Source organism: Sphingobium sp. SA2 (genome assembly GCF_032227065.1).
In the GTDB taxonomy this organism is placed as follows: domain Bacteria; phylum Pseudomonadota; class Alphaproteobacteria; order Sphingomonadales; family Sphingomonadaceae; genus Sphingobium.
This window is the reverse complement of the sequence record NZ_JAPMXX010000006.1, coordinates 113710-134150: the sequence shown is the minus strand read 5'-3', so window position 1 is coordinate 134150 and position 20441 is coordinate 113710. Positions and strand designations below refer to the sequence as shown.

General features: G+C 65.8%; 21 protein-coding genes and 1 pseudogene. 11 read left to right on the top strand and 11 right to left on the bottom strand.

Annotated features, from left to right (window positions below; all coding sequences use genetic code 11):
* Positions 1–7 precede the first annotated feature (7 nt).
* Positions 8–1222, bottom strand: coding sequence for a cardiolipin synthase B (locus tag OVY48_RS08130; RefSeq protein WP_313924718.1), 1215 nt, complete (start codon positions 1220–1222; stop codon positions 8–10).
* A gap of 125 nt (positions 1223–1347) precedes the next feature.
* Here OVY48_RS08130 and rpoZ point away from each other — a divergent pair, with 125 nt between their 5' ends.
* The gene (gene rpoZ, locus OVY48_RS08125; RefSeq protein ID WP_037476174.1) at positions 1348–1692 is read left to right on the top strand and encodes a DNA-directed RNA polymerase subunit omega; all 345 of its coding nucleotides are present in this window, start codon (positions 1348–1350) and stop codon (positions 1690–1692) included.
* A gap of 87 nt (positions 1693–1779) precedes the next feature.
* On the opposite strand, the gene OVY48_RS08120 is transcribed toward rpoZ, so the two are convergent.
* The gene (locus tag OVY48_RS08120) at positions 1780–1959 is read right to left on the bottom strand and encodes a hypothetical protein (RefSeq protein ID WP_096060778.1); all 180 of its coding nucleotides are present in this window, start codon (positions 1957–1959) and stop codon (positions 1780–1782) included.
* Positions 1956–2642, bottom strand: coding sequence for a uracil-DNA glycosylase (gene ung / locus OVY48_RS08115; protein WP_313922449.1), 687 nt, complete (start codon positions 2640–2642; stop codon positions 1956–1958). Before ung ends, OVY48_RS08120 begins: the two co-directional genes overlap by 4 nt.
* Before the next feature lie 94 nt (positions 2643–2736).
* On the opposite strand from ung, the gene OVY48_RS08110 reads away from it, so the two are divergent.
* From OVY48_RS08110 to OVY48_RS08100, 3 genes are read left to right on the top strand one after another with little or no spacing between them, the layout of a single operon-like run.
* Positions 2737–3744 carry a serine hydrolase gene (locus tag OVY48_RS08110; protein ID WP_313922448.1) on the top strand — a complete coding sequence of 336 codons (1008 nt, stop codon included), beginning with the start codon at positions 2737–2739 and terminating at the stop codon, positions 3742–3744.
* 59 nt (positions 3745–3803) lie between these two features.
* A complete protein-coding gene (locus OVY48_RS08105; RefSeq protein ID WP_313922447.1) occupies positions 3804–4169 on the top strand; it encodes a DUF962 domain-containing protein in 366 nt (121 codons plus the stop codon).
* A 42-nt stretch (positions 4170–4211) separates the two neighbouring features.
* A complete protein-coding gene (locus tag OVY48_RS08100; RefSeq protein ID WP_313922446.1) occupies positions 4212–5279 on the top strand; it encodes a GNAT family N-acetyltransferase in 1068 nt (355 codons plus the stop codon).
* Here OVY48_RS08100 and OVY48_RS08095 read toward each other — a convergent pair.
* Positions 5257–6126: a cupin-like domain-containing protein gene (locus OVY48_RS08095; protein ID WP_313922445.1), complete on the bottom strand. Its 870-nt coding sequence runs from the start codon at positions 6124–6126 to the stop codon at positions 5257–5259. The genes OVY48_RS08100 and OVY48_RS08095 overlap by 23 nt on opposite strands.
* Positions 6123–7253: a GNAT family N-acetyltransferase gene (locus tag OVY48_RS08090; protein WP_313922444.1), complete on the bottom strand. Its 1131-nt coding sequence runs from the start codon at positions 7251–7253 to the stop codon at positions 6123–6125. Before OVY48_RS08090 ends, OVY48_RS08095 begins: the two co-directional genes overlap by 4 nt.
* Before the next feature lie 128 nt (positions 7254–7381).
* On the opposite strand from OVY48_RS08090, the gene OVY48_RS08085 reads away from it, so the two are divergent.
* The 4 genes from OVY48_RS08085 to OVY48_RS08070 all read left to right on the top strand — a co-directional run bounded on the left by OVY48_RS08085 (position 7382) and on the right by OVY48_RS08070 (position 11086).
* A complete protein-coding gene (locus OVY48_RS08085) occupies positions 7382–8383 on the top strand; it encodes an NAD-dependent epimerase/dehydratase family protein (protein ID WP_069065267.1) in 1002 nt (333 codons plus the stop codon).
* A gap of 353 nt (positions 8384–8736) precedes the next feature.
* Positions 8737–9696 (top strand): SIS domain-containing protein, encoded by a 960-nt coding sequence (locus OVY48_RS08080; protein WP_409593648.1) that lies wholly within the window; start codon positions 8737–8739, stop codon positions 9694–9696.
* 5 nt (positions 9697–9701) lie between these two features.
* A complete protein-coding gene (locus OVY48_RS08075; protein WP_313924717.1) occupies positions 9702–10502 on the top strand; it encodes a 3-deoxy-manno-octulosonate cytidylyltransferase in 801 nt (266 codons plus the stop codon).
* The gene (locus OVY48_RS08070; RefSeq protein WP_313922442.1) at positions 10502–11086 is read left to right on the top strand and encodes a histidine phosphatase family protein; all 585 of its coding nucleotides are present in this window, start codon (positions 10502–10504) and stop codon (positions 11084–11086) included. The genes OVY48_RS08075 and OVY48_RS08070 overlap by 1 nt, the downstream gene beginning before the upstream one ends.
* Here the strand turns inward: OVY48_RS08070 and OVY48_RS08065 are convergent.
* Positions 11083–12120 carry an LD-carboxypeptidase gene (locus tag OVY48_RS08065; RefSeq protein WP_313924716.1) on the bottom strand — a complete coding sequence of 346 codons (1038 nt, stop codon included), beginning with the start codon at positions 12118–12120 and terminating at the stop codon, positions 11083–11085. The two genes, OVY48_RS08070 and OVY48_RS08065, sit on opposite strands and share 4 nt — an antisense overlap.
* A 2-nt stretch (positions 12121–12122) precedes the next feature.
* Positions 12123–12566, bottom strand: coding sequence for a cupin domain-containing protein (locus OVY48_RS08060; protein ID WP_313922441.1), 444 nt, complete (start codon positions 12564–12566; stop codon positions 12123–12125).
* 53 nt (positions 12567–12619) lie between these two features.
* Between OVY48_RS08060 and dapE the strand changes: the two genes are divergently transcribed.
* Positions 12620–13762, top strand: coding sequence for a succinyl-diaminopimelate desuccinylase (gene dapE, locus OVY48_RS08055; protein WP_313922440.1), 1143 nt, complete (start codon positions 12620–12622; stop codon positions 13760–13762).
* On the opposite strand, the gene OVY48_RS08050 is transcribed toward dapE, so the two are convergent.
* From OVY48_RS08050 to OVY48_RS08035, 4 genes and pseudogenes are all read right to left on the bottom strand, one after another.
* Entirely contained in the window at positions 13763–15472 is a 1710-nt protein-coding gene (locus OVY48_RS08050; protein ID WP_313924715.1) for an EAL domain-containing protein, read from the bottom strand.
* Positions 15473–15574: 102 nt separating this feature from the next.
* A complete protein-coding gene (locus tag OVY48_RS08045) occupies positions 15575–16114 on the bottom strand; it encodes a Smr/MutS family protein (protein WP_096060766.1) in 540 nt (179 codons plus the stop codon).
* A gap of 11 nt (positions 16115–16125) precedes the next feature.
* A pseudogene (locus OVY48_RS08040) lies at positions 16126–17380 on the bottom strand (murein transglycosylase A).
* A gap of 7 nt (positions 17381–17387) precedes the next feature.
* Positions 17388–18041 carry a Tim44/TimA family putative adaptor protein gene (locus OVY48_RS08035; RefSeq protein ID WP_037473554.1) on the bottom strand — a complete coding sequence of 218 codons (654 nt, stop codon included), beginning with the start codon at positions 18039–18041 and terminating at the stop codon, positions 17388–17390.
* Positions 18042–18223: 182 nt separating this feature from the next.
* On the opposite strand from OVY48_RS08035, the gene secB reads away from it, so the two are divergent.
* Positions 18224–18730: a protein-export chaperone SecB gene (gene secB / locus OVY48_RS08030; RefSeq protein WP_037473556.1), complete on the top strand. Its 507-nt coding sequence runs from the start codon at positions 18224–18226 to the stop codon at positions 18728–18730.
* A gap of 118 nt (positions 18731–18848) precedes the next feature.
* Positions 18849–20432, top strand: a complete 1584-nt coding sequence (murJ, locus tag OVY48_RS08025) for a murein biosynthesis integral membrane protein MurJ (protein ID WP_313922439.1) — start codon at positions 18849–18851, stop codon at positions 20430–20432.
* Positions 20433–20441 lie beyond the last annotated feature (9 nt).

Here is a 20441-nt window from a genome sequence, read left to right as displayed (position 1 = left end):
AAAGCGCTCAGTCCGCGTCCGGGTTGCGGAAATTGAGCCGCCGCGTGACGGTATAGTCCAGCACGCCCACCAGCAGATAGCTGATCCATTGCTTGATCAGCGTCAGCGGCGTGCGGCTCGCGCGGTGGCTCTCCAGCGTGATCGTCCGGCTCAGCGCCGCCTGCCGGTCGATCATCTGGCGCACCGCCGCCGCAAAGCCCGCATCCTCGATCCGCAGCATCACCTCCAGATTGACGAACAGGCTGCGCATGTCGAAATTGGCTGATCCCACGAACACCGCATCGTCGATGACGAACAGCTTCATGTGCAATTTATGCGGCTGATATTCGGCAATCTCCACCCCGCGCTTGAGCAGCGGCCCGTACAACAGCCGTGCCGCCGCGATCGTCGCGCCATTGTCCGACTTGGCAGGCAGGATCAGGCGCGCGCCATCCCGCTGCGCCGCCCGCGCGATGCGTTTGAGCATGCCCCGGCCCGGCGAAAAATAGGCCGCGACCATATCGACCCGCCGCGCCTGTTCCATGTCATGCTTGACCACCTTCGCCCATGGGCTCAGCCGCCGGGTGGGACCACCGACCAGCCAGCGAAAGGGATCGGCCTGTTGCAGATGCAGGCTCGGATTCCAACCCCGGACCATGCGCCGCAAGGTGCGGAACCGTTGCCGACGCGTCGAGACCCAGCGCCACAATTGCCCGTACCAGCGCGTCATCGCCTCGACTTGATCGCCCTCGATCATCAGCCCCAGGTCGCACCAGCAACCATCCGCCGGTATGCCGAAATAGCCATCCTCGATATTGAAGCCGCCGATCATCAGCCGCTGGTCATCGGCGATCGCCATCTTCTGATGATTGCGGATCAGGTAGCGGGTCGATCGCCGCGTCCCGAATCGCCCGAAATGCGCGCCCGCGTCGATGAGCGGGGCAAAGAAGCTGTCGGGCGTCTTGCCCGACCCGAAACCATCGACCATCAGCGTTACGGCGACACCGCGCCCCCGCGCCGCGACCAGCGCATCCCGCACCAGCACGCCGCTGCCATCATCGGCAAAGATATAATAATAGAGTTTTAGGCTATGGCGCGCGCCTTCGATCAGGCCGATCAGCGTGTCGCGCAACGCCACCCCTTGCGTGATGAGCCGCAGCCGGTTGCCCGCCAGCATGATGGTGATATCGTCCGCTTCGCTGTCCGCACGGGGCAGCGGCGGGGCTTGATCGTTGATCGCCATCTGCGCCTCATGCCCCTTTGCGCCATGATTTGCCAAGGCCTTATGCCCTTTTCATTGACTCCCATGGGGCATGCTGCTAGGCGACGAATTCGAAATTTCCCTTCGCTGTATTCAGGAGGCCCTGTTTGGCCCGCGTCACCGTCGAAGATTGCGTCGACAAAGTTACCAACCGTTTTGACCTCGTCCTTCTCGCCGCTCAGCGTGCGCGGGAAATTTCCGGCGGGGCCGAACTGACGGTCGATCGCGACCGCGACAAGAACCCCGTCGTCGCTCTGCGCGAAATCGCGGAAGAGACCGTTCTGCCTGACGAACTGCATCACTCGCTCGTCGCGTCGCTGCAGAAGGTGCAGATTGACGATGACGACACCCCCGATGAAATCGGCTCGATCGCCCAGTCGGCTGAGGCCCTCCGCCTCACCGCCGCCGCGCCGCCGCGCAACCAGAATATCGGCGGCGACTACGACGGCTGATCGCCTTATCCGTTTGGAGAGGGAAAGAGGCTCGGCCTGCGCAAGCAGGACCGGGCCTCAACCCTTTTTGGGCAAAAGATAGAACGCTTACCCCTCCGGCCGCGCGACGCGCTTGCCCTTGGTCCGGCTGGTCAGGTGGAACATCTCGCACCGGTCGCAGCGATAGGGCCGCAATATAATCGCGGCGCGCACCATCGCCTCCCGCGCTTCCTCCTCCGACCCATAGCGCCGCTTGCGCGCGCAGACGCTGAGCCGGGTGCGTTTCATAGCGGCGGCAGCGCCCAGTCGATGCCCCCGCGACCCTTCGCCTCCAAAAAGGCATTGGCCTGCGAAAAGGGCCGCGATCCCAGAAAGCCATTATGCGCCGACAGCGGGGAAGGGTGGGCGGATTTCAGGATCAGATGGCGGCTCTGGTCGACGAAGCCCGCCTTGCGCTGGGCATAAGCCCCCCACAGCAGGAACACGACCGGCTCCTCTTTCTGCGCCACCAGCCGCACGATCGCATCGGTAAACAGCTCCCAGCCTTTGCCCTGATGCGACGCCGCCCGGCCCATCTCGACCGTCAGCACGCTGTTGAGCAGCAGCACCCCCTGTCGCGCCCAATGTTCCAGAAAGCCATGCCCGGCCCGCGCAATCCCCAAGTCGCTCTCCATCTCCTTATAGATATTGACCAGCGAAGGCGGCGTCCGCACGCCGGGCTGCACCGAAAAGCACAGGCCATGCGCCTGACCCTCACCATGATAGGGGTCTTGCCCCAATATCACGACCTTGACCTGATCGAGCGGGGTGAGATCGAGCGCGCGGAAATAGTCGCTGCCCTTGGGGAAAATGCGTTTGCCTGCGGCCTTCTCCGCCTCCAGAAAGGCTTTCAGCCCCTGCATATGCGGGGCGGCGAACTGGTCGGCTAACGCCTCACGCCAGCTTTCGTGCAGCTTGATGGTTCCGCTCATGCCGCCTGATGGCCCGGCGCGCAAAGCCCTGTCAATCGCGTGCGACAGGGTAAATGCGCTTGCGCGGCCCCGTCACATCCGCAAAACAGACGCCATGCGCTTCCATCGCCCGATCGCCCTTGCCGCCGCCTTCGGCCTGTTCCTGGCCCCGCTGCCCAGCGCCGATGCCTTCGGTCCCGTCAAATCCGCTGTCCAGCAGACCGCCGAAACCCGCCTGATCGCGCAGTTTCAGCGGTTCGCGACCCTCACCGATGGCACGGTCGGCATCACCGTGCGCGATCTCGCGAGCGGAGAAACGCTCTCGCTCAACGGCGACACACTCTTCCCGATGGCCAGCGCCTATAAGGTCGCGGTCGCGGGCAAGATCTTCGCCATGATCGACGCCGGGCAGTTGGCGCTCACCGACATCGTGCCGCGCGACGTCGCCACCATGGGGCCGGGCGCGCCGCTGCCGGTGGCGCGATTGCTCGATCTGATGCTGACCCAGAGTGATAACCATGCCACCGACATGCTGGTCGCGCGTGCCGGTGGCCCGACGGCGGTCAATGGCTGGGTCGCGGGGCTGGGGATCAAGGGACTGCGCGTCGACAGCAACACCGCCGACCTGCTCTACCGCGCCATGGACCTCGCGCCGCGTCCCGGCAATTTCAACCGCAACGTCGCCGCCGCATTGGCCGCCGATCCGGCGCTGCGCACCCGCGACAGTCGCGACCTGCCCAATATCGCCTTCGCCCGCGATCCGCGCGACAGCGCGACGCCGACCGCGATGACCGACCTGGTCGCCGCGATCCGCACTGGCCGGGCGCTTTCGCCCGCCAGCACCCATGCCTTCATCACCATCATGGAACGCTGCCGCACCGGCAAGACGCGTCTGCCCGGCATGTTGCCGCCCGGCACCACCATCGCGCACAAGACCGGTACGATCAACGGCACCGGCAACGATACGGGCGTTATCACCCTGCCCGATGGACGGATGTTCGCCATCACCGTCTTCGTCATGCAGGATCATCGCGGGCGGGTGATGCGCGACCGGATCATGGCGGAGGCCGCGCGCGCCGCCTATGATTATTTCCTGTTCGCGCCCGATCGCGCCACGGCCTGACGCATAGGCCTTAACAGCGATCCCGGATGGCTTTAGGCTCCTTGCTTGAGAGGATTGCCGTGACCCGCCTGACCCGTTTCCGTGATTTCTGGCCCCATTATCTGCGCGAACATGCGCGCCCTGGTACGCGTGCGCTCCATTATGCGGGGACCAGCCTGGTGGTGGTGCTGGCGGCGGCGGCCCCGGTCGTTGGCCGTTGGTGGATGGCGGCGGCGCTGCCGGTCGTCGGCTATGGCTTCGCCTGGGTGGGCCATGGCCTGATCGAGCGCAACCGGCCCGCCACCTTCCGCTATCCGCTCTGGTCGCTGCGCGCCGATTTCGTGATGTGGCAGCGGTTTTTGACCGGCCATATCGGCCGCGATCTTGCCCGCGCCGGGGTGCGCCCCGATGGCACGGTCGATCCTGATCGACGGACGACCGCATAGCCACCGCTTGACCGCGCCGGACGCTCTGCCACAAGGAGCGCGATGGCTCTTACCGCATCCTTTTCGCTGCCCGATCGTGCGGCGCTGGCAACCCGTTGGCAGGCGCTCGAAGCACCCGCTGACGCGTCCTTCTTCCTCGGCTGGACCTGGACTGGCGCCTGGCTCGACAGCTATGCCATCCGCCCCGAATTGCTGGCCATCACGGACGATAGCGGCAACGACGTCGCCCTCGCGCTGGTCGGCCACGCGATGCAACAGCGCCTGCTGGGCAGCGTCGCCACGCTTAGCCTCAACCAGTCGGGCGATCCCGCCGCAGACCGCCCCTATGTCGAATATAACGGCTTGCTGGCAGAGGCAGGCCGGGAGGCGGAAGCCGCAACCGCCGCCGTCGCCGCGCTAACCCGCCGCCGCGACTGGCGCGCGCTGCGCCTCAGCGGCATCGCGCCCGACTCGCCGCTGCTGAACCTGCCCGCCCGCCGCAAGACGCGCGCGGACATGTCGCCCGTCTATCAGGTCGACCTCGCCGCCGTGCGCGCCGCGAATGGGGATTATCTGTCGCTGCTCAGCGCCAACACCCGCAGCCAGATCCGCCGCGCGATGAAGGATCATGGCGGCCCGCTGCCCAGCATCGCTATCGCTGGCCTTGACGATATCACCCCCTGGCTGGACGAGATGGCGGCGCTCAACAGCGGTCGCCATGCCGACAATGCGTGGGACGATGCGGGCTTCCGCGCTTTCGTCGCCACCATCGCCGCGCGCGGCTTGCCCGGCGGCTCGGTCGAGCTGCTGCGCTTCGCCGATTCAGGCGGGGTGGTCGGCCTGCTCGTCAACTTCATCCATCGCGGCGTGGCGATGAACTATCAGTCCGCCTTCGCCGAACCGCGCACCGCCAAGGACAAGCCCGGCCTGCTCTGCCATGCCGCCGCTGTGGCGCATTATGCCGCGCGCGACCTGTCGCTCTATTCGCTGCTCGCAGGCAAGGATCGCTACAAGCAGAGCCTCTCCACCTGCGAGGAGTGTCTGGAATGGTGGATGATCGAACGGTTCAGCCCGCGCCTCGAAGCCGAAGCTCTGTTGCGCCGCCTGCTTAAACGCCCAGCTTCCGCATGACGCGATAGACGAGGCGGCGCAGCCCCTGCCGCTCCGGCCGGGCGCTGACCGTGCCGGTGGGCAGGCCGCGTTTGCGCAGCAGCGCGTTGAAACTGTGCAACTCGCCCTCCGCCACGCTGCGTTCGGACCGCCATGTCACGGACAGGCTGATCGACACGGCCGGGCCGTTCTCGACGAAATGGGGTGCTTTCACCGGCACATGGATGGCTTCGCCCGGTGCCAGCGGAAAAGCGGTGCCGCGCGCCTTGAACCCGTCCTGCCACACCAGATTGCGATGCCCGCCACCGTGGAAATCCTCGCTCTTCTGCGCCGGGACCAGCGCTTCGTCGCGCGCGGGAAAGACGGTCATCACCTTGGTCCCCATGATCTGGAGCAGGATATTATGTTCGGGGTCCATGTGGAACGGGGTAACGCTACCCGGCGATGTCAGGAAGATGAAGGCCTCGCGATGCAGCATCGGCCCGGTCGCGGCCTTCACGATCGGCTCCAGATCGGCGAGTGCCGCATCCAGCAGCGCGGCATAGGCCGGATCGCGCTCGACATTCTTCAGCACCGCCCAGCTGCCATTGGTCTCGATCGTGCGGATCGTCTCACCCAGCGTCAGCCCGTTGGACGGCGTATCCTCCGGCCGCACGCCCAGCGGTAGTTTGCCCAGATTATATTCCACCGACGATGCAGGCATCCGCTCCGCCAGCGTCGCCAACGCGTCGAGCGTCAGCAATGCGTGCCCGACCAGATCGTGGCACAGACGGGCGGGCTGGTCGGGGTAAGCGGCGGCGAAGGTCGCGCGCGCAGTGTCGGGGAAGGTCGCGACCCTGGCGGCCGCGATCGGGCTATGGGCGGTCATCCCTGTCCTTTCAAAAGTCTGGCGGCGCTTTCGACGCCATTGGCGATGGCAAAGGCTGCCGCACGCTGAAACTGCGTCATGCCCTGGCCGTAGAGGGCGATACGATATTGGACGATGGTGCGCCGTTCGGCCCATAGGCTGTCGATCATCGGATGATCAGGCGCGGCACAACTGTCCATCCAGCCGATCGCCGGATCATCCTGCACCGCATGCAAATTGGCGATCTCGATCAGGACGCCGGGCGAAAAACGGCCAAATTCCTCATCGATCGCGATCTTGAAGGAAAAGGCGCCCGCGCCATGGCGGAAATTGACCAGCATCGCGATCGGCCGCCCGTCAAGATCGAGTCGCAGCATATGCAGTCGCCCGGCATCGAACCCGGCCGCACAAGCCGCGCGAAAAAAGGCCGCATCGGCGGGCTTGCAGCCCATCGCCGTGCCCTCGCGGCCTTTCCAGCCCGACGCTTCGAGCGCCAGAAATTCCCCGCACCAGCGCGCCACATCGCCCCGATCGGTCAGCAACCGGCTTTCCACGACGCCGAGGTCTGCCAGGCGCTTTTGCAGCCGCCGCAATTCCTTGCGTTTCTTGGCCCGTACCTGGCTCTCCCAATAGGCGTCGGCAGTCAGGTCCGACCGCAGCATGGCCCGGTCATAGCGATGAATTTCCCGCCGCCCGCGTCGTTGCTCGACGCACACCGCTTCGATGGCGGCGGCATTCGCCCCGGCCGCGTCGATCGCTTCGAGATGCAGGAAGCCGCGCGCCCAGGGCGCGTCGTCCAGCTGCGCCAGAAAGCTGCGCCAGGCCGCCGCCTCATGCCCCTGCCGGATCATCGGCGCGCCGAAAAAACAATGATCATGGACCCAATTGCCGACGCAGCCGATCGGCAGCCGCCCATGGCGCGATCGCACCATGACGGGCAGCAGGCCGATCAGCCGCTCGCTGTCACGCGCTTCGATCAGGCGGACGTCGCCATCCGCTGCCAGATGGTCGATCGCCGCGGCCAGCATGTCTGGCGCGTAAAAGGCATTAGCCTCCGCCGCATGGACGGCCAGATCCTCCCAGCGCGTGCGCTGCGGCACGCCCGCCGGATGGGAATAAGGGGGCAGGGGATGGGATGCCATGTCCATCTTTCCGCCTTTAGATCGGAAAGATTAGGGAAAGGCTAAATCCTCCGCGCTAGGACGCGACCCGACGAGGCTTTACATATAAAGGCGGATCGTCGGACAGCAGGACCGACAGGCGTGGAGAAATGGGCATGACGATATTGGTCACGGGGGCTGCGGGTTTCATCGGCATGCATGTCGCCGATCGCCTGATGGCGCAGGGTCATGCCGTGGTCGGCATCGACAATCTCAACGATTATTACCCGGTGTCGCTCAAGCGCGCGCGACTCGACAGCCTGTCCGCCGCCCATGGCAAGCTGTTCACCTTCCACGAACTGGATTTCGCCGACATGGATGCGCTCAATGCGACGCTCCATGATCAGGTGATCGAATCGATCGTCCATCTGGGCGCGCAGGCCGGGGTGCGCTATTCGCTCATCAACCCCCACGCCTATGTCCGCTCCAACCTGGCGGGGCATGTCAACATGCTCGAACTGGCGCGCGAACGGCGGGTGCGGCATCTGGTCTATGCCTCCTCCTCCTCGGTCTATGGCGGCAATGACACGCTGCCTTTCCGTGTCGAGGATCGCGCCGACCATCCCGTCTCGCTCTACGCGGCGACCAAGCGCGCCGACGAACTGATGAGTGAGACCTACGCCCATCTCTTCCGTATCCCCATGACGGGCCTGCGGTTTTTTACCGTCTATGGTCCCTGGGGCCGCCCCGACATGGCGATGTGGATCTTCACCTCAAAGATCCTCGCGGGTCAGCCGATCCCGGTGTTCAACCATGGCCGGATGCAGCGCGACTTCACCTATATAGACGATATCGTGACCGGCATTTTGGGCTGTCTCGATCATCCCCCCGCCGACGATGGTGCGCTCAAGGCAGGCGGCAGCCGCGCGCCGCATCGCCTCTACAATATCGGTAACAACCGGCCCGAAGAATTGATGTACCTCATCGCCGTGCTGGAGGACGCGATAGGGATCAAGGCCCAGATTGACTTCCAGCCGATCCAGCCGGGCGATGTCCATGCGACCTTCGCCGACATCAGCGCCATCGCACGCGACATCGGTTTCGCGCCATCGGTGAGCATCGAATCGGGTGTCCCCCGATTCGTCCAATGGTATCGTGATTATCACGGAGTCTCATAAGGTTGCCGGACGCCGCACGCGCGAAGCTGAAAATGGCTGCGCGGCTGGTCGCTCAAAGCCATCGTTTCAGCGGATTTTGGGGCGCGGACAGGGCCGTCTTTTTCCTGTAATGATTTTTTCGCAGTTGCAAAAAGGATTGCCATAAGTCCCTGAAACGGCGTAAACAGTCGCACCATGCCGGGCGGTATTTCCGTCCGGGGGTCGCGGAACAAGGGAGGACATCACGCCGAAATCGGCGGTTCGTCCACCGTCTCCGCCAGTGAGACAAGCTCGCGGCGGAGCGCGGAAAAAAGGGCAAACGCGTGTCAACATCAGCATCCAAGATCGTGCCTTTCGGCTCAGGTGGCCGTATCGTGGAGACGGCGTGCAGAAGCCTCTCCATCGCAGCGACCGGCCTTAACGAACTCGAAGCCCGCTTTGGCCAGCGGGAATTTGCCGCCACCTTCCTGCGCCTTGTCGGCGTCTTGATGCAGGTGCGCGGTCGTGTCATCGTCACCGGCATCGGCAAGAGCGGCATTGTCGCGCGCAAGATGACCGCGACGCTCACCTCCACCGGCACGCCTGCCATCTTCCTGCATCCCGCCGATGCCGGGCATGGCGACCTTGGCATGGTGACGCCCGACGACGTCGTTCTGATGCTGTCCCATTCGGGCGAATCGACCGAACTCGGCCCGATCATCCAATATTGCAAACGCTTCGCCATCCCCTTGCTGGCGATGACCGCGCAGGCGCAGAGCACCGTCGCGCAGGCCGCCGACATCTGCATCCTGATGCCCGAAGTGCAGGAAGCCTGCCCCAACGCGCTGGCCCCCACCACTTCGACCACGGTGCAGATGGCGTTCGGCGATGCCCTCGCGATTTCGCTGATGGAAATGCGCGGCTTTTCCGCCGACGATTTCCACAAATTCCACCCCAACGGCCGTCTCGGCGCGCAACTGCTCAAGGTACGCGAGCTGATGTCGAAGGGCGGCGACGTACCGCAGGTTCGCCAGGACGCCTCGTTGCTCGACGCGACCATCGAAATGACCCGCGCGCGCCTCGGCGGTACGGCGATCACGGACAGTGAAGGGCGGCTGATCGGCGCCTTCACCGATGGCGACCTGCGTCGAGCCGTCACCGCCAAGCAGAATCTGACCGAACCGGTCGGCCGTTTCATGACGGTCACGCCGCACGCCATCACCCCCGACGATCTCGCCCATGAAGCGCTGCATGTCATGCATGAGCATAATATCATGCTGCTGTTCGTCTGCGAAAAGGGCCGCCTGGTCGGGGCCGTCCATATGCACGACCTGCTGCACGCCGGGGTCGCCTGAACCACCTGGTCGTCATTCCCGCGCGGGCGGGGTCTTCCCGTCTGCCGCGTAAGCCGCTGCGCCTCATCGCAGGGCGCACGCTGCTGCACCGCACCATCGCCATGGCGCGCGCGGCGATTGGCGACAGGGCAGGGGTCGCGCTGACCGTCGCCACCGATGACGCGGAAATCGCCGATCATGCCCGCGCCGTGGGCTGCGAGGCGGTGATGACCGACAGCGCCATCGCCACCGGATCAGGCCGCGCGCTCGCCGCCGCCCTGGCCCAGCCCACAGCCCCCCGCTTCGTCATCAACCTCCAGGGCGATTCGCCCTTCCAGCCCAAGGGCGCGCTCGGCGCCGTCATCGCTGCGCTGGAAGCGGGCGCACAGGTCGCCACCCCGGTCATCGCGCTCGATTGGCCCGCGCTCGATGCCCTGCGCGATCACAAGACTCGCTCACCGTTCAGCGGCACCACTTGCGCCCGCTCGCCCGATGGCCATGCCTATTGGTTTTCGAAAGCGATCATCCCCGCCATCCGCAACGAAGACAGCCTGCGTGCCAGCCTGCCGCGCTCGCCGGTCTGGCGCCATGTCGGCCTCTATGGCTATGCGCTGGACGCGCTGCGTCGGTTCGAGGCCTGCCCGCCCACGGCGCTTGAAAATCTCGAAGGGCTGGAGCAGCTCCGTCTGCTGGAGCTTGGCATCCCGATCATGACCGTGCCCGTCGATCCGCCCTCCTTCGATAGTTCGGGCATCGACACCGAAGCCGATATCAGCCGCGTCGAAGCATTGATCGCCGAACATGGCGACCCCACGCCCTCGTTCTGATGCGCCGCCTCTTCATCATCCGCCACGGCAACACTTTCGCCAGCAGCGCACAGGCTTGCCGCATCGGGTCGCGCACCGACATCCCATTGGTCGACAGCGGCCACGCTCAGGCCGAGCGTCTGGGCACCTGGTTCGCGCAACAACCGCCCCCCATCCACCTTCTGTTCAGCAGCCCGCTCCTCCGCGCCCGCCAGACCGCCGCTGCGATCGCCGCTGCCACCGGCCATGGCCTGGACGGGACGCACGACTGGCTGGGCGAGATCGATCATGGCCCCGACGAAGGCCGCCCCGAAGCCGACGTTCTCGCCCGTATCGGGGCGCAGGCGCTGGCGGACTGGGAAGAACGGGGCATCGCGCCCGATGGCTGGATCGTCGATGCCGAATCTCGCATCGCCGCCTGGCGCGCCGTCTTCGCGCAAGCCGGGGAGGGGGCCGACCTGCTCGTCACCTCCAACGGCGCGGCCCGCTTCGCGCTACTGGCGCTGGGCCTGCCGCCGCGGAAACTGCGCACCGGGGCGTTCGGCGAACTGGCCGTCGCCCCTGACGGCGCGGTCACGCTGGTTCGCTGGGACGAGCGGCCTTAAGCGACCGCCGATTCCAGCAAGCGGATCGTCCCGGCGTCCGCATCCATCTCCGCCCGCACGCCCACCGGCAGGCTGAACTGGTTGGCGACATGGCCGAACTGCGCGCCTTGGAAGGCGGGTATGCCGAGGGAGCCAAGATGCTGCTGCAACACCTCCGACAGGGTAAACCCACCATAGGACGGCCCGCTCGCCCCGCAATCGGTACATTGGCCGAACACCACGCCCGCCAGCCGCCCCAGCACGCCGCCCAGCGCTAGCTGGGTCAGCATCCGGTCGATGCGATAGGGCGCTTCGCCAATATCTTCGATGAACAATATTGCGCCGCTGAAATCGGGTAGCCAGCCGGTTCCCATCAAGGCCGCCAGCACGGTCAGGTTGCCGCCCAGCAATCGCCCGCTCGCCTTGCCGGGGTGAAAGGTGCGGATGCGCCCGGCGCGCGGGACCAGCCGGTCCTCATTGCCGACCGGATTGGCAAAGGTCGGCATCGCCCCGTCGAACGCGACCGCACGAAATCCATCCCAGGAAAAACGGCCCCAACTGCTCGACGCATTGGGGCCGTGGATGGTGGTGAAACCCGCCCGCGCGGCAAAGGCCATGTGCAGTGCGGTGATGTCCGAGAAACCGATCAGCAGCTTGGGATTGGCGCGGATCGTCGCGAAGTCGAGCAAAGGCAGGATGCGCGCGCAGCCCCATCCGCCGCGCACCGCGAACACGGCGCGCACCTGCGGATCGGCGAACATCGCATTGACGTCGGCCGCGCGATCCTTGTCGGTCCCGGCCAGATAGCCATGGCGTGCGGCCAGATGCGGCGCAGGTCGGGGCACCAGCCCCATCGCCACGATCGTCTCCTTGACCAGATCGAGGTCGAACATATCGTCGGTAAAGCCAGCCGGTTCGATCAGCCCGACGACATCGCCCGGCCGCAGACGCGGCGGCTTCACCAGCGTCGCAGGCAAGGGCGCAACCGGCGGTGCCTTGGCCGCCACCAACATCGCGCCCATGCCCGTCACCAGCGCGCGCCGATCCATCCGCATCGTCAAAAGCCGCTCCCATCCTTGTGGCGATATTGACCGCTCGACCATCGCATATCGATATCGGCATAATGGCAATCGCCGGTCGGTGGCCGCCCGAACGCCAGAAAGGCGCAATCGGTGTCGCTTTCATTGACCAGATGATGGCCATTCGGCTCGCCTTTGGGAAAGGCCGCCATGTCGCCCGCGCGCAGCAACGTGCGCCCATCCTCCTCGACCAGCATGGCTTCCCCTGCCAGCATCACGACGAACTCATCCTCATCCTCATGCCAATGCCGGTTGGACGACGCCGCGCCGGGTTTCAGCACGACATGGCTGACGCCGAAATCGGAGAGATCGCTTGCAGGGCCAAGCCGCCTGACCCACCGTCCGGCAACGATGTCGGCATGGGGCGCGGGATAGCCGGTGGCATTGGTCTGCGCGATGGCATCCAGGTCGATCCGGGGCACGGCCTTGTCTCCTCCTGCTGGCCAAGCGGCCCGGCTTTCGCTAACGCCTGGGCATGACCAGCACCAGAGCCAATCATGATGTCGTGGCGCTTGCCGAGCAACTGCTTGCCTGCCCCTCCGTAACACCCGCGACCGGCGCCGTCTTTACCGCGCTGCAGGCTATGCTGGCACCGCTGGGCTTTACCGTCGATCGTTTCGTCACCGGCGATGCGCCTGATGGCCCGGTCGAAAATCTCCTCGCCTGGCGCACCACGGGCGGCGGCAAGCATTTCGCCTTTGCCGGGCACCTCGACGTCGTGCCGCCGGGGCCGGGCTGGACCAGCGACCCGTTCGTCCCCGAACAGCGCGGCGATTTGCTCTACGGCCGCGGCGCGGTGGACATGAAGGGGTCGATCGCCGCCTTCGTCGCGGCGCTGCACGATCTGCCCGACGACCTGCCCGGCACGATCAGCCTGATCATCACCGGTGATGAGGAAGGCCCGGCCGTTCATGGCACGCTCGCGCTGATGGAGCGGATGGCCGCGCGCGAACTGCGCCCCGACCTCTGCCTCGTCGGCGAGCCGACCAGCTCGGCGCAACTGGGCGACGTGGTCAAGGTCGGGCGCCGCGGTTCGGTCAATATGTGGATCAGCGTGGCGGGCAGTCAGGGCCATGTCGCCTATCCCCATCTCGCCGACAATCCGATCCCGAAGCTCGTCCGCATCCTGTCCGCCATTGAGGCGGAGACGCTGGACGAGGGCACTGACTGGTTCCAGCCCAGCAATATCGAAATCACCGACCTCGACGTCGGCAATCCGGCGCATAATGTCATTCCCGGCCTCGCGACCGCACGCATTTCGATCCGCTTCAACGACCGGCATAGCGGCGCGTCGTTGATCGAACGGATCACCGCCATCGCCGCGACTGAGGGCGGCACGGTCGAGGCGAAGATCAGCGGCGAACCCTTCCTGACCCCGCCGGGTGCGTTCAGCGATCTTGTCAGCGGCGCGATCCGCGATGTCACCGGCCTTGCCACTGACCTGTCGACCACAGGCGGCACGTCCGACGCCCGCTTCCTCTCGCGCCTTTGCCCGGTGGTGGAATTCGGCCTCAACAATGCGACGATGCACAAGCTGGACGAAGCGGTCGCGGTGCAGGATTTGCGGGATTTGCAGCGCATCTACGCGCTGATCGTGGAGCGGGCGCTGCGGGGCTGATCAGCCCCGGCGTGGCTCTGGCTGGCGCAGCAACAGGACGCGGTCCGGGCTTGCGGTCAGGGTGAAACGGTCGAGATAGGCTTGTTCCCCCGTCGGCCGGGCGAGATGATAGCCCTGAAACTGCGTGCAGCCGATGACGCGCAGCATGTCCATCTGCGCCTCGCTCTCGATCCCTTCGACCACCACTTCCAGGCCCAGCCCCTGGATCAGGCCGACCACCGCCGAACAGATGGTCCGTGCCTCGGCCGACGTGGCTATGTCGCGGACCAGGCTGCGGTCGATCTTCACGCGATCCACCGGCAATTCCTTCAACCGCGACAGGTTGGAATAGCCGGTGCCGAAATCGTCGATCGCCACCCGCACCCCGTCGCGTCGCAGCGCCGCCAACTGATCCAGCACGCGCGGCTCCATCTCCATCGCCAGCGACTCGCTGATCTCCAGTTCCAGCATCGTCGTCGGCGTCTGGTGGGTGGCAATGGCGTGGCGCAGGCGCAGGAAGAAATCAGCCTGCCCCAGTTCGCGGGTGGAGATGTTGATGGCGATCCGTTGGCTTATGCCCGCCGCTGCCCAGCGCGCGGCGGTTTCGCACACCCTGTCCATCACCCAGTCGCCCAGCGCGACGATCACGCCGCTTTCCTCCGCGACAGTGACGAACGCGCCCGGCATGAGGATGTCGCGTTCGGGATGCGCCCAGCGCACCAGCGCCTCGGCGGCCACCGCGCTGCCGCTGCCAATGTCGATCTGCGCCTGAAATTCCAGGATGAACTCGTCACGCTGCAACGCCAGCATCAAATCGCGTTCCAGGTCGGCCCGGTCGGATGCCTCCAGCGCTAGTTCCGCGCTATACATTTCCGCACGGCCGCGTCCCTCATGCTTGGCATGATACATGGCGACATCGGCCGCGCGCAGCAAAGCCGTCAGCGTCTCGCCATGGTCGGGGTAGCAGGCGATGCCGATCGACGCGCCCAGGTCGACATGCTGACTGCCCAAATCAAATCGTTCGCCCAGCGCAAACTGGATGGCGCGGGCAATGCGCGCCGCCGCACTATGGCCGGGCAGGTTGGGGAAGAACATGGTGAACTCGTCACCCGCCAGCCGCCCGATCACGGCATCGCCCGACCCGGCGGCGACCTGCGCCATCACCACTTCGCGCAGCCGCCCGGCGACCCGCGCCAGCAGTTGGTCGCCCGCGGCATGGCCCAGCGTATCGTTGACGCCCTTGAACCCGTCCAGATCGATGAAGAACAAAGCGGCCTTGCGCTCCTCCACCCGCTCGGCGAGATGGCGTTCGACCTGACGGCAAAAGCTGGTGCGATTGGCAAGGCCGGTAATCTGGTCGAACAGCGCGAGCGTCTGGACATGATCCAAATTGGTCCGCACCTGGCTGAACAGGCTTTCCATCGCCACGGAAAGATCGGGCATTTCGCGCGCGATATCGCCCGGCACCGGCGATTGCAGGTCGCCATGCGCGGCCGACACGAGCCGTTCGGTCGCCATGTCGATGGCGGTGGCGGTGGTCGCGACCGTCTGGCGCGCCGAAGCCCAGCTCATCGTCCCGCATAAGATGGCGATGATCAGTGCGCGGCTGATCTGCCCAATGTCATCGGGCTGGCCGGGCGTATAGCCCAGGATGAGCGACAGGATGAAGACAAGCGCACCTGCGGAGCAGGCGAACGCAGCAGCGCGGCTTTTTAACGTCACCCCCCGCATCATCTGTCCCTGTCCCGGCGCACGCTCCACGATGAAGCCTTAGGGGGCAAGGATATGAAGGACGGTGGTTAAGAAAGGGTCAGCGACTTTGCGATGACAACGCTATTTTCGGCGCCGCAATATCAAATAGAGCGCGCCGTCGCCGCCATGGCGCGGATGGGCGACACGGACGCTGGCGATCCGGTCGGCATGGGCGCTGGTTTCCAGCCAATGGCCGATCTCGGCCCGGATCGCGCCGCGCCGCGCCGCGCTGTCGGACAGCGCGCCCTTGGGCGGCTTGCCCGTCACCACCAATATCACCCGCACCCCCTGCGCCAGCGCCACGCCCAGCGCCTGGTGCAACCGGGCGTGGGCCGCCGACAGGCTATGGCCGTGCAGGTCGATGCTCATCTCCGGGCTGACCGCGCCATTGCGGATGCGCTTTTCCCAACCCGTGTCCAGTACGGCGGCAGGCGTGCGGACAGGCGCAGGCGGTGGAGTGGGGCGGGCAGGGGGCGGCACGACTCGTTTCTGGGCAGGCGGATCGATCATCGCCACGGGCAGCGCGACGGGAGCGCGATTTTGCGGGCGCAACGGCCGCACCGTCCGGGCCAGCGCGCTCCACAGCGCCTGCTCATCGGTCGATAGATGCCGCCGCGCCATCGCCACCCCGGTCAGGGTCGGGTGAGGCGGGCGACCGACCCGATCGGCAGCAGAATGAGCGCACTGCCCCGCGCCGACATGCCCCCTGCAATGCCGCGCGCCCGCGCGCCCGCACCCCAGAAGCTGTCGAAGCGATTGGCCCCCTTGATCGCGCCGCCCGTATCCTGCGCGATCCACATGCCATTGGGCTCAGCCCGGTCGAGCGAGAGCAGCACCGGCGCGCCCAGCGGCACATATTTGGGATCGGCAGCGACCGTCCCTTCGGCCGTCACCGGCACGCCCAACGCGCCGATCGGCCCAGCGCCGGTCAGTTCGCGGAAAAAGACGAAGCTCTTATTCTCGTTCATGATCGCCGCACCCTCGACCGGATTGGCGCGCAGATATTGCATGATGTCCTGCATCGACCCGGCCTTGATCAGCCCGCGATCCTTCATCAGCTTGCCGATGCCGGTATAATCGCGGCCATTCTGCCCGTCATAGCCGATGCGCATGACGCCACCATCGGGCAGGTTCAGCCGTCCGCTGCCCTGCACCTGCAGAAAGAAGAATTCGACCGGATCGGCGGCATAGGCCAATTCCAGCCCGCGCCCCGCCAGTGCGCCGCTCACGATCTGCTTGCGCTCGTCATAGGGCACGAACTTGGTGCCCGCGACCTTGCCCCGGATCGTGCGGCCTTTGAGGGCCTCGCTGAACTGGCCCAGATCGACGTCGATCAGGTCGGTCGGGCGGCGATAGATGGGTACATCATAACCCGGCTGGCGCGTGCGCGAACCGGCGATTTCCGGTTCATAATAGCCGGTGACGAAGGCCGCGCCGTCGCCCACCTGCACCGCTTCGAAATAGCGGGAGAAAAATTCGCTGGCGCTGGTGTCCGGCCAGCTCGATGCCGCCGCGCAGGCATTGTTCCAGTCCGACCCCCTGGTCAGCCCGCTCGCATCAGTGCGCCGCATCAGCGTGGGGCAGGAAATGCGAAACGCCTGCAACGCCAGCCGTGATCGCTCGCCCGACGGGATCAGGCTGCCGACCTCCGGCCCGCGCGTCACGCCCAAGGCGGCGGCGGTTCCCGGCACCAGCGCGGGATCGGTCGGCATCTCGACGGGAAGGGTGGGGCGCGGCGTTGCCGGGGTGGGGGGCGGGTGGCGACTTCCCGGACGACCCAGGCCGCGATGGCACAGGGCCAGTCGCGGACGGCGGGATCATGCTGCCCGAACAAGCCGACAGCAGCAGGGCAGCGGCCAGCGCGCCCGCCCTAGAACGCAGCATCATGCGCCGATCACGCTTCGTCGGTTTCGCTGAGCTTCCAGTTGGGGTCGGCACTGCGGACGTCGCGGGTAAAGGTCCAGATATCGTTGGTCCCGACCGCATCGGTCATCGACCCGGCGACCACATTGCCGTCCTGATCGCGCGTGACGGCGGCGATGTCGGCCTCGAACCGCAGCGCAATCTGCGCGACGCCGCCATTGACGGAGGCTTCCATGATCTGCGCCTTTTCGATCCGCACCAGCCGGTTGTCGAGCACATGGCCCTCGGCCTCGCGCGCGGCGATCGCAGCTTCAAAGGAAGCGCGCACATCCTCGTCGCACAACCAGGCCAGCTCGTCCCGGTCACCGCGCCAAAAGGCCTCCAGCACCATGCGATAGGCGCTCTTGGCCCCATCGACGAACTGCGGCACATCGAAGCTGCGATCGGCGGCGATCAAGGCGCGCACGCCATTTTCCGCCCCCGGTGCGATCAACCCGTCTGCCAGGCGCACCGAATCGCCCGCGCCCTCGGCCATCGGCCGGGGTTGCAGCACCGTCACCTTGGCACGGTCTTCGGCGGGACGGAGCGCAGGCTCCTGCTCGTGTCCGGTACGTTTGCCGAGCACGGAATAGAGCCGGAGCGCCAGAAAACCGGCTATCATGGCGAGGATGACGATCACATACACGGAAATCTATACCCTTTGCGCGGGGACAATGTTCCAACCAACATAGGCATGTTTGCACGCAACTTCAAATAGCCCCTTCGTGCCGGTGCCATTGCCCTGCTCCGCGCCCCCTGCTAAGCGCGCGGGTCACATCGCGGGGGGTTGCGGCCCGCCGGACATTATTGACCATACAAGGACGGACCATGGCCGACGAAGCCGATACCAACCCCTATATCAACAGCCAGGGCAACGGCGCCGACACCGCGCCGCAAATCGCGCTGATCAGCCAATATGTGAAGGACTTGTCCTTCGAAAATCCCAACGCCCCGGCAGTCTATCAGTGGCCCGACCAGCCGCAGATCGACGTCCAGTTCAACATCGGCGCGGACCGCGTCGGTGAAGAAGTGATGGAAATCTCGCTCAAGATCGACGTGAAAGCCACAGCGCCCCAGGGCACTGCCTTCGCCGTCGATCTGCTCTATGCCGCCATCTTCGGCATGCGCAACGTGCCCGAAGAGCAGATCCAGCCCTTCATGCTGGCCGAAGCGCCGCGCCTCATCTTCCCCTTCGCCCGCCGCGTGCTGGCCGACGCGATCCGCGACGGCGGCTTCCCGCCGCTGCTGCTCGACCCCATCGATTTCGGCGCGCTCTACCTGCAACAGGCCCAGGCGCTGGAACAGACCGCAGGCGAACCGGCCGGCCACGCCTGACACGCAGGATGACCCCTGTCTCCGTTCGCCCTGAGCTTGTCGAAGGGCTGCACTTTTCTTTGAAAAGGAAGTGTGGGGCTTCGACAGGCTCAGCCCGAACGGGCACGGGGGTAATGCCATGAAACTCATCCGCGCCTTGGGATCGGTCGGCGGACTGACGCTCGTCAGCCGTATCCTGGCGCTGGTGCGCGATTCCCTCGCGGCCCGCTATGTCGGCGCAGGGTTCGCGTCGGACGCCTTCAACGGCGTCGCCTTCCGCCTCCCCAACATGTTCCGCGCGCTCTTTGCCGAGGGTGCCTTTTCCGCCGCCTTCATCCCGCTATTCAACAAGAAGGCGGCAGGCGAGGGCGGGCTGCCTGCGGGCTATGACTTCGCCCAGCGCGCGCTCGCCGTGCTGCTGCCGGTCCTCATCCTCTTCACCCTCGCGCTGATTGCCGCCGCCTGGCCGATCACCTGGGCGCTGTCCGGCGGCTTTTCGCGGCAGAATCCGACGCCGGATCAGTTCGCCTTCGCGGTCACCCTGTCGCGCATCACCATCCCCTATCTGGCGCTCATCTCCATCGCCTCGCTGCTGGGGGGCATCCTCAATTCGCTCGACAAATTCTGGGTCAACGCCGCCGCACCGATCCTGCTCAACGTCGCGATGATCAGCGGCCTGTGGTTCTTCCATGGCGCCGACGAATATGAAACCGCGCGGGTGCAGGCGATCTCGGTCACCGTGGGCGGCGCGCTGCAACTGCTCTGGCTGATCTGGGCCTGCCGCCGCGCAGGCGTTTCGCTCAAGCTGCAGCGCCCCCGCCTCGACAAGGATGTCCGCGAACTCCTGCGCCTCATCGTGCCCGCAGCGGCCGGGGCAGGGGCGCAGCAGGTCAATCTGCTCGTATCGACCGCTTTGTCGGGCTGGCTGCTCGCCTCCGGATCGATCACCTATATCTATTATGCCGACCGGCTGAACCAGCTGCCCTTGGGCCTGATCGGCATCGGCCTTGGCACCATCCTGCTCCCCACCATTTCGCGGATGCTGTCAAAGGGCGAGAATGAGGCGGCGATGGAGACGCAGAATCGGGGCATCGAACTCGCCCTGTTCCTGACGCTGCCTGCCACCATCGCCTTCCTGACCGTCGCCGAACCGATCGTGCGCGGGCTGTTTCAATATGGCCGCTTCACCGCCGAAGACGCGATGCGCTGCGGCTGGGCGCTGTCCGCCTTCTCGATCGGCCTGCCCGCCTATGTCCTCGTCAAGGTGCTGACGCCGGGCTATTATGCGCGCGGCGATACGCGGACACCGGTGCGCTACGCGATGCTCTCGATCCTGATCAACATCATCGGCAATGCCGCGCTCATCCCGACGCTCGGCCATATCGGCCCGCCGCTCGCTACCGCGCTCGCCTCCACCGTCAATGTGGCGATGCTCTATCGCACCCTGGTCAAGCGCGGCCATTTTGCTGCCGATGCCGGGCTGCGCCGTCGCCTGCCGCGCCTCGCGCTTGCCGCGCTCATCATGGGCGGCGCGCTGATCGCAGGGGCCAGCCTGTTCGATCCCTGGCTTACAGGGGCCATGGTCCAACGCTATATCGCGCTCGCCATACTTGTCGGCGCGGGCGTCACGCTCTACGGGCTGGCCTGCTTCGTCACCGGCGCTTACCGGCTGTCCGATATCAAGGCGCTGATGCGTCGGCGCGGCACGACCATAACGCAATAGAACGGATCA

Bases quoted from the DNA above. Each gene is read 5' to 3' on its own strand.
- OVY48_RS08070 (WP_313922442.1), top strand. From the start codon at position 10,502: ATGCGCCGCCTCTTCATCATCCGCCACGGCAACACTTTCGCCAGCAGC.
- secB (WP_037473556.1), top strand. From the start codon at position 18,224: ATGGCCGACGAAGCCGATACCAACCCCTATATCAACAGCCAGGGCAAC.
- OVY48_RS08095 (WP_313922445.1), bottom strand. From the start codon at position 6,126: ATGACCGCCCATAGCCCGATCGCGGCCGCCAGGGTCGCGACCTTCCCC.
- OVY48_RS08090 (WP_313922444.1), bottom strand. From the start codon at position 7,253: ATGGACATGGCATCCCATCCCCTGCCCCCTTATTCCCATCCGGCGGGC.
- OVY48_RS08110 (WP_313922448.1), top strand. From the start codon at position 2,737: ATGCGCTTCCATCGCCCGATCGCCCTTGCCGCCGCCTTCGGCCTGTTC.
- OVY48_RS08065 (WP_313924716.1), bottom strand. From the start codon at position 12,120: ATGCGGATGGATCGGCGCGCGCTGGTGACGGGCATGGGCGCGATGTTG.
- ung (WP_313922449.1), bottom strand. From the start codon at position 2,642: ATGAGCGGAACCATCAAGCTGCACGAAAGCTGGCGTGAGGCGTTAGCC.
- murJ (WP_313922439.1), top strand. From the start codon at position 18,849: ATGAAACTCATCCGCGCCTTGGGATCGGTCGGCGGACTGACGCTCGTC.
- OVY48_RS08045 (WP_096060766.1), bottom strand. From the start codon at position 16,114: ATGGCGCGGCGGCATCTATCGACCGATGAGCAGGCGCTGTGGAGCGCG.
- OVY48_RS08085 (WP_069065267.1), top strand. From the start codon at position 7,382: ATGACGATATTGGTCACGGGGGCTGCGGGTTTCATCGGCATGCATGTC.
- OVY48_RS08050 (WP_313924715.1), bottom strand. From the start codon at position 15,472: ATGCGGGGGGTGACGTTAAAAAGCCGCGCTGCTGCGTTCGCCTGCTCC.
- dapE (WP_313922440.1), top strand. From the start codon at position 12,620: ATGACCAGCACCAGAGCCAATCATGATGTCGTGGCGCTTGCCGAGCAA.
- OVY48_RS08120 (WP_096060778.1), bottom strand. From the start codon at position 1,959: ATGAAACGCACCCGGCTCAGCGTCTGCGCGCGCAAGCGGCGCTATGGG.
- OVY48_RS08100 (WP_313922446.1), top strand. From the start codon at position 4,212: ATGGCTCTTACCGCATCCTTTTCGCTGCCCGATCGTGCGGCGCTGGCA.
- OVY48_RS08130 (WP_313924718.1), bottom strand. From the start codon at position 1,222: ATGGCGATCAACGATCAAGCCCCGCCGCTGCCCCGTGCGGACAGCGAA.